This window comes from Rhizobium sp. SAFR-030 (assembly GCF_059415005.1).
In genome coordinates, this window is the sequence record NZ_JBPFDO010000001.1 from 653925 (window position 1) to 666310 (window position 12386).

The 12386-nt window shown below is 65.3% G+C and carries 13 protein-coding genes; 8 read left to right on the forward strand and 5 right to left on the reverse strand.

Going from position 1 to position 12386, the window contains the following annotated elements:
- Nucleotides 1–16: 16 nt before the first annotated feature.
- Both ACR65N_RS03425 and ACR65N_RS03430 read left to right on the forward strand, forming a co-directional pair.
- The gene (locus tag ACR65N_RS03425) at nucleotides 17–1483 is read left to right on the forward strand and encodes a phospholipase D-like domain-containing protein (RefSeq protein ID WP_440455736.1); all 1467 of its coding nucleotides are present in this window, start codon (nucleotides 17–19) and stop codon (nucleotides 1481–1483) included.
- 60 nt (nucleotides 1484–1543) lie between these two features.
- Nucleotides 1544–2185 carry an exopolysaccharide biosynthesis protein gene (locus ACR65N_RS03430; protein WP_440455737.1) on the forward strand — a complete coding sequence of 214 codons (642 nt, stop codon included), beginning with the start codon at nucleotides 1544–1546 and terminating at the stop codon, nucleotides 2183–2185.
- A gap of 57 nt (nucleotides 2186–2242) precedes the next feature.
- Here ACR65N_RS03430 and ACR65N_RS03435 read toward each other — a convergent pair whose 3' ends face one another.
- Nucleotides 2243–3346: an aldo/keto reductase gene (locus ACR65N_RS03435; RefSeq protein ID WP_440455738.1), complete on the reverse strand. Its 1104-nt coding sequence runs from the start codon at nucleotides 3344–3346 to the stop codon at nucleotides 2243–2245.
- A gap of 100 nt (nucleotides 3347–3446) precedes the next feature.
- On the opposite strand from ACR65N_RS03435, the gene ACR65N_RS03440 reads away from it, so the two are divergent.
- Nucleotides 3447–4334 carry a LysR family transcriptional regulator gene (locus tag ACR65N_RS03440; RefSeq protein ID WP_440455739.1) on the forward strand — a complete coding sequence of 296 codons (888 nt, stop codon included), beginning with the start codon at nucleotides 3447–3449 and terminating at the stop codon, nucleotides 4332–4334.
- 217 nt (nucleotides 4335–4551) lie between these two features.
- Complete coding sequence (locus ACR65N_RS03445; RefSeq protein ID WP_440455740.1) at nucleotides 4552–4905, forward strand: helix-turn-helix domain-containing protein; 354 nt, start codon at nucleotides 4552–4554, stop codon at nucleotides 4903–4905.
- Nucleotides 4906–4922: 17 nt separating this feature from the next.
- On the opposite strand, the gene ACR65N_RS03450 is transcribed toward ACR65N_RS03445, so the two are convergent.
- Complete coding sequence (locus ACR65N_RS03450) at nucleotides 4923–5972, reverse strand: hypothetical protein (RefSeq protein ID WP_440455741.1); 1050 nt, start codon at nucleotides 5970–5972, stop codon at nucleotides 4923–4925.
- Between the two features lie 179 nt (nucleotides 5973–6151).
- Nucleotides 6152–7057 carry a LysR family transcriptional regulator gene (locus ACR65N_RS03455; RefSeq protein WP_440455742.1) on the reverse strand — a complete coding sequence of 302 codons (906 nt, stop codon included), beginning with the start codon at nucleotides 7055–7057 and terminating at the stop codon, nucleotides 6152–6154.
- Nucleotides 7058–7160: 103 nt separating this feature from the next.
- Between ACR65N_RS03455 and ACR65N_RS03460 the strand changes: the two genes are divergently transcribed.
- The 3 genes from ACR65N_RS03460 (at nucleotide 7161) to ACR65N_RS03470 (ending at nucleotide 10357) form a co-directional block, all read left to right on the forward strand.
- Nucleotides 7161–8351, forward strand: a complete 1191-nt coding sequence (locus ACR65N_RS03460; protein ID WP_440455743.1) for an MFS transporter — start codon at nucleotides 7161–7163, stop codon at nucleotides 8349–8351.
- A gap of 28 nt (nucleotides 8352–8379) precedes the next feature.
- On the forward strand, nucleotides 8380–9417 hold the full coding sequence (locus ACR65N_RS03465; protein ID WP_440455744.1) for an aldo/keto reductase: 1038 nt from the start codon (nucleotides 8380–8382) through the stop codon (nucleotides 9415–9417).
- 112 nt (nucleotides 9418–9529) lie between these two features.
- Entirely contained in the window at nucleotides 9530–10357 is an 828-nt protein-coding gene (locus tag ACR65N_RS03470; RefSeq protein ID WP_440455745.1) for an aldo/keto reductase, read from the forward strand.
- 83 nt (nucleotides 10358–10440) lie between these two features.
- Here the strand turns inward: ACR65N_RS03470 and ACR65N_RS03475 are convergent, their stop codons facing one another.
- Nucleotides 10441–10728: a TM2 domain-containing protein gene (locus ACR65N_RS03475; RefSeq protein WP_440455746.1), complete on the reverse strand. Its 288-nt coding sequence runs from the start codon at nucleotides 10726–10728 to the stop codon at nucleotides 10441–10443.
- A gap of 274 nt (nucleotides 10729–11002) precedes the next feature.
- On the opposite strand from ACR65N_RS03475, the gene ACR65N_RS03480 reads away from it, so the two are divergent.
- The gene (locus ACR65N_RS03480) at nucleotides 11003–11713 is read left to right on the forward strand and encodes a haloacid dehalogenase type II (protein ID WP_440455747.1); all 711 of its coding nucleotides are present in this window, start codon (nucleotides 11003–11005) and stop codon (nucleotides 11711–11713) included.
- Nucleotides 11714–11749: 36 nt separating this feature from the next.
- On the opposite strand, the gene ACR65N_RS03485 is transcribed toward ACR65N_RS03480, so the two are convergent.
- Entirely contained in the window at nucleotides 11750–12334 is a 585-nt protein-coding gene (locus ACR65N_RS03485; protein WP_440455748.1) for a YqaA family protein, read from the reverse strand.
- Nucleotides 12335–12386 lie beyond the last annotated feature (52 nt).

Below are 12386 nucleotides of genomic sequence, written 5' to 3' on the forward strand. Positions count from 1 at the left end.
AACCATGGGGCGAGCAATGACATCCATCCTGGTGGAAGGCGAAACCTGCTGGCGCAAGTCCCGGGCGGACCGCTTCTCGGTGATCGTCGATGCCGGAGCCTTCTTCCGGCTGGCGAAGTCGGCGATGCTGAAGGCGAAGCGATCGATCATCCTGATCGGCTGGGACTTCGATACCCGCATCGAGCTGACACCCGACAGCAAGGATGACGAGCATCCCGACAAGCTCGGCCGTTTCTTCGAGCATCTGGCGCGGCGCAACCGGGAGCTGGACATCCGCATCCTCAAGTGGGATTTCGGGCTGATCAGCTCGATCACCCGCGGCGAGACGCCGGTCCACATGCTGCGCTGGATGTTTTCAAAGCAGATCCACCTGAAGCTCGACCGTGCCCATCCGCCGATGGCGGCGCATCACATGAAGCTGCTGATCATCGACGACAACGTCGCCTTCTGCGGCGGCATCGACATGACCGTCGGCCGCTGGGATACCCGCGACCACCTCGAAGACGACCCGAACCGCCGCTCGCCGTTCGGCGGCCAGGAGCCGCCATGGCACGACGCGACGACGTGCCTGTCCGGGCCGGCGGCCGCAGCGCTTGCCGAGCTGGCGCGCGACCGCTGGGAGATGGCGACCGGCGAGCGCCTGCCCCCGGCAGCGGTGGAGGGCGATCCCTGGCCGGATGACCTCGAAGCCGAGTTCTCGGATGTGGAGATCGGCGTTTCCCGCACCTCGCCGAAGTACAAGGATCGCGAGGAGGTGGTGGAGATCGAGACGGCGACGCTGGCGATCATCGCCTCGGTGAAGAAGAGCCTCTACATCGAGAGCCAGTATTTTGCCTCGCGGCGGATCGCCGAGGCAATGGCCAACAGGCTCGAGGAGCCGGACGGACCGGAAATCGTCATCGTCAACCCGAAGAGCGCCAGCGGTTGGCTTGAGGAAAAGACGATGGATACCGCCCGTTCGAGACTGCGCGACCTCGTCGAGAAGGCCGACCGGCACAAGCGCTTCAGGCTGCTCTATCCGGTGAACGACCGTGGCACGGCGATCTACGTGCATGCCAAGATCATGATAGCCGACGACCGCATCCTGAAGCTCGGCTCGGCCAATCTCAACAACCGGTCGATGGGCTACGACACCGAATGCGACGTGCTGCTGCAGGCCGGCGAGGACGAGCAGGTGTTGCGCGAAACGATCCTGCGCCAGCGCAACGATCTGCTGGCCGAGCATCTCGGCCGGCCGCTGGAGGCGGTGGAGGAGGCGCTCGCGCGCAACGACGGCTCGATGACGAAAACCATCGATACGCTGAACCAGCCGGACCAGCATCGCGGCCTGAAGCCTGTCGAGCACCGGCCGCTCGGCATCGACGACGAATGGGTGGCGGAATCCGATCTGGTCGACCCGGAGCGGCCGTCAGGTGTGCGGTACCGGACGTCGCAGTTTCTGCGCAACAAGTTCGGCCGGCGGATGTTTGCCAGGCACGCCTGACCCAAGGCGAAACCAGATGCAGCTTCCGCGACGGCGGGAGCCTCAACCGCGGATCTCCTGATGACGGCCAATCCATCGCAGACGACGAAGAGAGGCACGAACGCCGGCCAGACCGGCGAAATGGAGGGCCTGAAGGATGTGCTCTCGTCGATCCGCGCGCTTGCCGGCCGCCAGGACGAGGTGAGCGTCCACGATATTCGCGAGCAGATCGGCGAACGCTCCTTCGGGCCGTTCCTGCTGGTGCCGGCGGTCATCGAGATCAGCCCGATCGGCGGCGTCCCCGGCCTGCCAACCGTGCTTGCGATCATCATCGGCCTGTTCTGCCTGCAGATCCTGATCGGCCAGAAACATCTGTGGCTGCCGCAGTTCGTCGAGAAGCGTCGCATCCGGTCCGACAAGCTCGACAAGGGCATGGCCAAGCTCGAGCCGGTGGCGCGCTGGACCGACCGGCTGCTGAAGCCGCGACTGAAGTGGCTGACGAAGCCGCCCTGGCTGCAGGGGATCGCGGGCCTCTGCATTCTCCTTTGCTGCACGGTGCCGCCGCTGGAACTGATCCCGTTTGCCAGCACAGCACCTATGGGGGCGATCGCGCTCTTCGGCCTGTCGCTGATCGCCCGTGACGGCGTCGTCGCGACGCTTGCCGGCATCGTATCGCTGAGCGCCATCTATCTAGTCTACCTGGTGGCGACCGGCGTGACATGACGCGCTGCCGGCTCAACCGATAGACCGCCCGAAGGGGCGGTGCCGTTCTGCCGCCCCTCAGGCGCGCACGTCGGCGCCGCCGAAGACGATCTGGTTGCGGATCGCCGGCTGGAACAGGCCGTAGAGGAAACTGCCGTGGCCCCCGCTCACCGTGTCCAGGGCCTGCAGGTGCTCCGGCGACAGTTGAAGATCGAGCGCGCCGACATTGTCATCCACCTGCTCGGTGCGGCTGACGCCCATCAGCGTCGAGGTCACGCCCGGACGGCCAAGCACCCAGGCAAGCGCAATCCGCGCCGGGGTTTCTCCCGCTTCGCGCGCCACCCGCTTTACCTCGTCGACGATCCGCCAGTTGCGGGCGGTAAACAGGGTGTCGCCGAAGGGATTGGCACCGTCGAGGCGCTTGTCGTCCTGCGGGCGCGGTTCGCTGCCTTCGCCGCCGACATTCGGAACACCGCCTTCGCGCGGCGGGGCAGCCTCCACCACGTCATGCTCGTACTTGCCGGTCAGAAGGCCGTATGCCAGCGGGCTCCACGGCACCAGGCCGAGGCCGAAGGCCTCAGCCAGCGGAACATGCTCGGCTTCCACCCCGCGTTCGACGAGCGAATAGAAATACTGCAGCCCGATGGGTGCCGGATCCCCCTGCAGCCGGGCCAGTGTCGCGAGCTCGGCTGCATACCAGGCCGGGGTGTTGGAGATGCCCCAGTAGCGGATCTTTCCGGATCGAACGAGGCCGGACATGGTGTGCAACAGCTCGACCGCCGGCGTCACGCCGTCCCAGATGTGCATCCAGTAAAGGTCGATGAAATCGGTGCGCAACCGCTTGAACGAGCCTTCCACGGCGGCGTGAACATGACGGGCGCCATTGCCGCCCTGATGGAAGCCGCGGCCGGTGGAGAAGCCGGACTTGGTGGCGACGACCAGCTGATCGCGCAGCTTGCGCTCGTGGATGAAGGTGCCGACAAGTTCTTCCGAGAGGCCACCCGAATAAACATCCGCCGTATCGACGAAATTGCCGCCAAGCTCCACATAACGGTCGAACACTGCCTGGCTGCCGGCATCGCCGGTGCCCCAGCGCGGCGTGCCGAAGGTCATCGTGCCAAGCGCCAGCGGACTGACGAGAAGGCCGGAGCGGCCGAGCGGGCGATAGGTCTGCAGGTTCATGACTGTCCCTTTCAACAGGTGCGGTTCACCCTATATGGATCAGACCTCTTGTGCCGATTAGGCAGGAATAACCGCACGGGTCCCTGAAGGATTTTCATCAATGGATCGCGATCTCTGGTCCGGACTTGCGGTCTTTGCGCAGATCGTCGAGGCCGGCAGCTTTACCAAGGCGGCCGCACGGATGGGGCAGTCCGCCTCGGCGCTCAGCCACGCGATGCGGTCCCTGGAGACAAGGCTCGGCGTGCGCCTTCTTGATCGCACGACGCGATCGCTTGCGCCAACGACGGCCGGTGAAAGCCTGCTGCAGCGCCTGCGGCCCGCCATGCTCTCGGTGGACGAGGCGCTCGGCACGCTCGATCAGGCGCGTGACAAGCCGGCCGGTCGCATCCGCATCAATGCCCATCGTCCCGCGGCGGTGCATGTCGTCCTGCCGAAGCTCGCGCCGTTCGCGCTCAGCTATCCCGATGTGGCGGTGGAACTGGTCGTCAATGACGGGCTCGTCGACATCACGGCCGAGCGGTTCGACTGCGGCGTGCGGCACGAGGGCGAACTGCAGCGCGACATGATTTCCGTGAGGATCAGCGATCCGGTGCCGCTGGTGTTCGTCGCGACACGGCGTTACCTCGACGACCACGGAACGCCGCAGACGCCGGACGACCTGGGACGGCACCGCTGCCTGTGCTACCGCTACACCTCCTCGGGCACGATTCATGTCTGGGAGTTCGAACGGGGCGGCCGGTCCCTCGAGCGGGCCATTCCCGGAACGTTCGTCACCAACGACGTCGACCTCATGCGGGATGCCACGGTCGCGGGTCTGGGGATCGCCTGCCTGCCGCTCCCGCATGCGCAGCGGCATCTCGCTGCAGGCGAGCTCGTCGAGATCCTGTCCGGTTGGGCGCCGACGCTGCCGCCCAACCACCTCTACTATCCGAGCCGCAGGCTGCCGAGCGCCGCATTCCGGGCCTTCGTGCAGGCGATGCGCGACTGACGATGAGATGCCCGCGCACGCAAAACAGCCGGCCCTGGCGCCATCGCTATCTGTTCCCCTGACCGCGACCAGGCGTCGGCCGAGCAGCGCATGCAACAAGACGCGCCTTCAACAGCGCAGCATCCGTTTGATGGATGAGATATCATCCTGAGAAGAGAACCGCCGGTCCCGTTTCCTGTCGGTGCGGTTTGCTCGGACATCGAGGATTTCTCGCCGAATGGATCAGGTCGGAGAGCGCTTGAAACTCGCGCTGCGCATTCGGGGCATCCGCAAGCAGATGGCCTTCGCCTCTGAGATCGGCGTCAGCGAAAGCGTCGTCAGTCGCTGGAAGCGAGGTGGCGGGCTGTCGCTGGGAAACGCGATGCGCATCTGCGAGACATTGGATATCTCGATGGACTGGCTGCTGCTCGGCCGCGGCACCATGGACCTGCATCGCAGCCCCAGATCCCCAGATGCCGGCGCGCGGCAGAGACTCCACGCGGCAACGGCCGATCTGCCGGAAACCATCATCGAGGCGATGCAGCAGCTGGCCGAAGCGATCCGGTCGGCTGCCCGACCGGATCGCGGCTGATCGAACGAACGCCCGTGCTAGATGCTGGTGAACCACAAGGTATCGTCCGGCATGATGGCGTTGAGAAGCATGCCTGCACTCCTCTGATGGCCGCCGACGGTGTACTGGACGAGATACTTCTCCTCCTCGTAGACGGGGAATATCTGGATAGGGTCATAGGCCATCAGCTGCACCAGCGCTCCATCCTGCGTCAGATAGCCATGCGCCGCCGTGGCGAAGATCTGGCTCTTGCTCCAGTTCTTCACCTCGATATTGCTGATCGCCATGAACCGGTCGTCGGGCTGGGTGCCGGGGTGCCCGGCACCGCCGCTGCCACCCGCTGAGCCGATCTGCCGCAGCGCGCCGCTGCCCGGTGCTTTAGGAAACAGCAGCTGGGCGATCTTCATGGCGTCGACCCGGACGGAGTAGCTGTGCTTGTCCTTGATCGTGATCCACAGCACCTGCTCGAACGAGACGTCGACCTCGATTTCCATGGACATCGGGAACGCCACCATGAAGCGGCCGGTGAGTTCGTCCTGGATGGCAAACAGGATGGTGTAGGAATAGACCGTGTTGTGCTGGTCCTTCTTCTTCCAGAAGATCCAGGCATCGCCTTCCTGCGATTTCAGGTTGGTGAAGGCATCGGTGATGGCGGCGGTGATCTGGCCGATGGATTCCTGGCCGAGCGCGACACCGAGCGCCGTCTTGAGGACCTGCAGCAACTTGTCGATCATGCCCGAGACGACGGCATCCTGCTGGCTGACCGTCGACTGGTAGGTGTTCAGGGTCGCCAGCTTGTAGGGGCTGTCGGCCGGCGGCAGCGCGGCGTTGAATTCGAGGATCAGCTTGCGTGCCTGGACGGAGTCAAAGCGGCCCGAGGTGACATCGATGGCATTGGTCATCAGCGTCGCGATCGCCATTGCCTGGCTGGCATAGGCGGGATCCTCGATGGCGAGGATCTCCTCGAACTTTTCCTGCTGCGTTCCCCTCGCCTTGAGGATGATGATCGGTTGGCGGCGGCCCGGCAGGCTGAGCACCGCGCGCGGCGACACGAGGCGGTCGGTTTGCGGAACAGTGATGTCATTCATGATGGTAACTCCCAGTCGGGCGACGAGCCGATCTCGACGCCCCCTGACGCTACCCTGAATTGTATCTTTTGCATGCGTTCGCGCTGGCGCGGTACGCGCGACAATTGCGCGGCACGACAGCAGATCCGCTTGACCTGGTGGTGAAAGCGAGGATCGGGCGCCGGCTTGACGCCCGCTCGTCACCCGACCCGGCCGCGCTCTGCGAGAAACTCGAGCAGTGCCCGAACCCGCGACGGCAGCGGTCCGCCCTGCCCGACATGCACCGCATAGAACTCCTCGCGGTCGCCGGCACTGTAGGCCTCGAGGATCGGCACCAGCCGCCCGGCGGCAATATCGTCGGCGACGGTGAAGGCGGACATGCGGACGATCCCGACGCCAGCGAGCGCCAGTTGCCGCATGCCCTCCCCGTCATTCACCTGCACCGCGCCGCCCGGCGTGACGGAGAAGATCTGGCCGTCGACGAGAAACGGCCAGTCGCGGACCCGGCGCGTGTAGGAGAACCGCAGCAGCGTGTGACCGCCAAGTTCCGCCGGATGCCGGGGCACGCCCGTTCGTTCGAGATAGGCGGGAGAAGCGACGATGACGATCGGCGTCTCGCCGAGCTTTCGGGCAACGAGGCTGGAGCTTTTCAGCGGACCGGTGCGGATCGCCACGTCCGTGTGGTCGGCCAGCAGGTCGATCACCGTATCGGTCTGGGCGATGTCGAGCGTCACGCCGGGATAGAGCGCCAGGAACTCCGGCAGCAGCGGGTTGAGCACATGCGTGCAGTAGACCGAACTGCTGTTCAGCCTTATGCGGCCGACCGCTTCCACGGCAGCGCCGGCGGCCCGCTCGGCGTCCTCGATGCTGGCAAGGATGGCGGCCGACCGGTCGAAGAAGTCGCGGCCTTCGGGGGTCAGCTGAAAGCTGCGGGTGGAGCGCTGCACGAGCCGGGCGCCCAGCCGCCTTTCCAGCCGGCTGACCAGCTTGCTGATCGCCGACGGGCTCATGCCCAGATTGCGAGCGGCCGCCGAAAATCCGCCGCCTTCCACGACCGCGACGAAGACCTGCATCTCGCCGGATCGGTTGACCTCTGGACGCAGCATTGATGACCTCTCGTCACAAGTGATGTTCTTGCGGTCAATCTAGTTCACAGCGGCTGCGACGTCTATCTCCTCGGGCAACACACGCTTCTCAGGGAAGATCTCGATGCCTCTCGCACTCTTTGCACTCACGATCGCGGCCTACGCGATCGGCACCACCGAATTCGTCATCGTCGGCCTCCTGCCGACGGTCGCAAACGACCTGCAGATCACGTTGCCGCTCGCCGGGCTGATCGTCTCCATCTATGCGCTCGGCGTCACTTTCGGCGCCCCGGTGCTGACCGCGCTTACCGGCCGCATTGCCCGCAAGCCGCTGCTGCTCGGGTTGATGGCGCTGTTCGTCATCGGCAATCTCGTCGCCGGCCTTGCGTCGAGCTATGGAATGCTGCTCGTCGGCCGTATCCTCTCGGCCTTCGCCCACGGCGTGTTCTTCTCGGTCGGCGCGACGATTGCCGCCGATCTGGTGCCGGAAAACCGCCGCGCCTCGGCGATCGCCATGATGTTCATGGGCCTGACGGTCGCCATCGTCACCGGCGTTCCGCTCGGCACGCTGATCGGCCAGACATTCGGCTGGCGCGCGACCTTCATCGCCGTCTCCGGCCTCGGCGTCATCGCCTTCCTCGGCATCCTGGCACTGTTGCCGGCAAAGCTGTCGAAGGCGGCGCCCGCCAGCCTGATGGACCAGGTGCGGGTGCTCGGCTCCGGCCGGCTGCTGCTGGTGTTCGGGATGACCGCCTTCGGTTATGGCGGCACCTTCGTCACCTTTACCTATCTCGCCTCGATGCTGCAGGACATCACCGGTTTTTCGGCCGGCAGCGTCAGCCTGGTGCTGGTGCTCTACGGCCTTGCCATCGCCTTCGGCAACCTTGCCGGCGGCCGCATCGCCGACCGCAATCCGGTGAAGGCGCTGGTCTGGCTGTTTGCGATGCAGGCGCTGGCGCTTGCGGTGTTCACCTTCACCGCACCCTATACGATCCCGGCCCTCGCCACGCTCGTGGCACTCGGCTTCCTGTCGTTTGCCAATGTGCCGGGCCTGCAGCTTTACGTCGTGCAGCTTGCCAAGCGCACCCAGCCGGGCGCCGTCGACGTCGCCTCGGCGCTCAACATCGCCGCCTTCAATCTCGGCATTGCCGGCGGCGCCTGGATCGGCGGACTGGTCGTCGCCTCACCGCTCGGCCTCGGTTCGACGCCTCTCTTCGGCGCGGTGCTGGTGGCCGTGGCGCTCGGCCTGACGCTCGTCAGCGGCGCGCTCGACCGTTCCACTGCCACGCCGGGCGAACCGGCCCGCGCATCCTGATCCATCCCATCCGAACGAGGAACACAGCATGGACACTCGCAGCCTTGGAAAATCCGGCCTCAAGGTGCCGGTCATCAGTTTCGGCGCCGGCACCTTCGGCGGTTCCGGTCCGCTGTTCGGCGCCTGGGGCACGACCGATGTGGAGGAGGCCCGCCGCCTCGTCGACATCTGCCTCGAAGCCGGCGTCAACTTGTTCGACACGGCCGACGTCTATTCCGACGGTGCTTCGGAAGAAATGCTCGGCCAGGCGATCAGGGGCCGCCGCGAACAGGTGCTGATCTCCACCAAGGCATCGCTGCCGACCGGCAACGGCGCCAACGACTGGGGATCGTCCCGCTCCCGGCTGATCGGCGCCGTCGACGCCGCGCTGAAGCGGCTCGGCACCGATTACATCGACATCTTCCAGCTGCACGCCTTCGATGCCTCGACGCCTGTCGAGGAGGTCGTCTCGACGCTCGACCGGCTCGTCCAGGACGGCAAGCTGCGCTACATCGGCGTCTCGAACTTCTCCGGCTGGCAGGTCATGAAGTCGCTGGCCGCCGCCGACAAGAATGGCTGGACACGCTATGTCGCTCAGCAGGTCTACTATTCGCTGGTCGGCCGCGACTACGAGTGGGACCTGATGCCGCTCGGCGCCGACCAGGGCCTTGGCGCTTTGGTGTGGAGCCCGCTCGGCTGGGGCCGTCTGACCGGCAAGATCGGCCGCGACAAGCCAATCCCGGCCGGCAGCCGCCTGCACGACACGGCCGAGTTCGGCCCGCCGGTCGAAGACGAGCATCTCTACCGGGTGGTCGATGCACTGGAAGCAGTGGCGGCCGAGGTGGAGAAGACCGTGCCGCAGGTGGCGATCAACTGGCTGATCAGCCGCCCGACCGTCTCGTCCGTCATTATCGGTGCCCGCAACGAGCAGCAGTTGCGCCAGAACCTCGGTGCCGTGGGCTGGTCGTTGACGCCGGAGCAGATCGGGAGGCTCGATGCGGCAAGTGCGGTTGCCGCCCCCTACCCGCATTTCCCCTACCGCCGGCAGGAGGGCTTTGCCCGGCTGGATCCGCCGCTCGCCGGCTGATCCGCAAGCCCGCCGGTAACCGCCGGCGGGTTGATCCGCCGGCCGACCGGCCCATGTAAGACGGGCCCATTCGGCCGGCATCAGCCGGCCTCCTTCGTCCAAAGGAGCATTCATGCATACAGTCAACGCCAACGGCGCCAACATTCCCGCCCTCGGTTTCGGCACCTTCCGCATTCCCGGCGACGATGTGCTGCGCATCCTGCCGAAGGCCATCCAGCTTGGCTTCCGGCACGTCGACACGGCGCAGATCTACGGCAACGAGGCCGAAGTCGGCCAGGCGATCGCCCAGTCGGGCGTGGCGCGCAACGAGATATTCCTCACCACCAAGGTCTGGGTCGACAAGTACCGCCACGCCGACTTCATCGCCTCGGTGGACGAGAGCCTGAAGAAGCTGAAGACGGACCATGTCGATCTGCTTCTGCTGCACTGGCCGCAAAGCGACGTCCCGATCGCCGAGCGGATGGGCAGCCTCAACGAGGTGAAAAAGGCCGGCAAGGTGAAGAACATCGGCATCTCCAACTTCAACATCGAGCTGATGAACGAGGCCGCAGAGGCATCCGATGCGCCGATCGCCACCAACCAGGTGGAATATCATCCGTATCTCGACCAGTCGAAGCTGCTTGAGGCGGCGCGCTCCAAGGGCATCTCGCTCACCGCCTATTACCTGATGGCGGACGGCAAGGTGCCGAGCGATCCGGTGCTGAAGGATATCGGTTCCAAGCACGGCAAGACCGCCGCCCAGGTGGTGCTGCGCTGGGCCGTGCAGCAGGACGGCGTCATCGCGCTTTCCAAGACCGCGACGGAGAGCCGGCTGCAGGAAAATTACGACGTCTTCGATTTTTCGCTGACGGAGGAGGAGATGCAGGCGGTGCACGGACTTGCGAAGCCCGACGGCCGCATCGTCAATCCGGGCCACCTGCGCCCGCCACACTGGGATTGATCGCACCGGACTGATTGCCCGACCGCGCAATGCCATGGGAAGCCCGTCGCGAGATCCGCGGCGGGCTTTTGCGTCTGCGCAGGTCAGATCGCGGTGTTGCCGTCCCGGTCGACGCGGATGTTGATGATCGGCGCCATGAGGTTGCTGACGGTCGCCGGTGCCCGGGCACCCATCAGCCCGCTGATGATGTTGGCTTGGCGCACCATCGATCCGAGCAGGAAGAGATCGATCAGCTGGCCGATACCGAACAGGCCGAAGGTCAGCAGCCAGAGGATGCCGCTGCCGGTGCGCCCGGTATAGAAGCGGTGGATGCCGCAGACGCCGACAAGGCAGAACAGCCAGCACAGAAAAGCAACGAAACCCGATTTCATGAAACCCCCTAAAGTTGAACCCCGGGGGGACCTTACCGAAGCCGGCCCGCAAGTGAAGCTAGCAGATTTCGCCTATAGATTGTCCCGGCGTGCAGAGGCGGAAGGCGCGACCGAGCCTGTCTCGGCCTTCCTGATTTTCGGGTCGCACCGATGCGGATAATCCCTTGAAGGAGGCGGCGGCGGGTCTATCTGGCTTTCAGATGCGCACCACACAGGCCAGGATCGGATCCTCGTCCGAGCTCCTCTTGCCACCCGCCAACTGCAGGATCTCCTGATGTCCGAACCCCAGGTCTCGATGTTCAAGCTCGACCCGGCGCCGAAGATCATCACCTTCGACTGCTACGGGACGCTGGTGCAGTGGTACGAGGTGCTGCTGCGCGAGATCGGCGCGGTGCTGGCGGAGCACGGCGAAAGCGGCGCCAAGGCAGCAGCCATCCTCGACAGCTTTTCTGCGGAAGGACGGCGGCTGACGGCGGAAAAGCCGTACCGCCTCTACAAGGACATCCTGCGCACCGGTTTTGCGACCGCCTTCGCCGAACACGGGCTGACCCCGACTGCCGAGGAGATCGAGCGGATCGCAATGTCGCCGAAGACGATGGGGCCGCACCCGGATGTGCCGGATGCCTTGCGGCGCCTGCGTGAGCGATACAGACTGGCGATCTTCACGAACTCCGACGACGATCTCATCGCACCGACGGTGGCGGCGATCGGCGCGCCCTTCGACTACGTCATCACCGCCGAGCAGGCCCGGGCCTACAAGCCGTCGCGACAGATGTTCGAGCACGCCTACAAGACGATGGGCGTCGCCCCCGACGAGACGGTGCATGTCGCGCTCGGCATGTACTGGGACATGAAGGCCTGCCACGACCTGGGCGTGCGCGGCATCTGGGTGAACCGCCGGGGCGAGACCGGCAACCCGGACTGGCTCCCGTATGCGCAGGTGCAGGACCTCACCGGCGCGGCAGACCTGCTCCTGCCGGGCTGACACCGAGCGGTCTGCATCCCGGTCGGGCAGAAGCGCCTAGTGCAGCATGTAGACCGCGTAGACGCCGATCAGCCCGGCGGCGGCCAAAGCGGAAATGATCTTCAAGCGCTTTTCAATGAAATGCCGCATCTCCTCGCCATAGGTGTTGAGGAGCCAGGCAAGCGCGAAGAAGCGCGCGCCACGGGCAATGATGGCGGAGAGGATGAACAGCGGCAGGCTGAAGCCCGCGACGCCCGAGAGAATGGTTACCACCTTGATCGGCGGCAGATGCGCCAGGCCCGAGGTGACGAGCAGGATCAGCATCGTCTTCCAGTCGACCGAGGCGGCCAGGCTGTCGAAGGTATCGAGCTTGCCGTAGAAGGTAAGGACGGGTCTGGCGATGGTCTCGAAGGCATAGTGACCGATCAGCCAGCCGAGGACGCCGCCGAGCACCGAAGCGACCGTGGCAATGGTGGCGTAGAGGTAGGCGCGGCGGGGCTTCGCCAGCACCATCGGCACGAACAGCACGTCGGCCGGCACCAGAAAGAACGAGCTTTCGACGAAGGCGATGATCGCCAGCCACCAGGCGGCCGACTTGCGGGCGGCAAGCGCCATGGTCCAGTTGTAGAGATTGCGCAGCATGGGATCGTCTCGGATGTCTGATGCGATCGGATCCTGGGAGAAGCGGATCGGC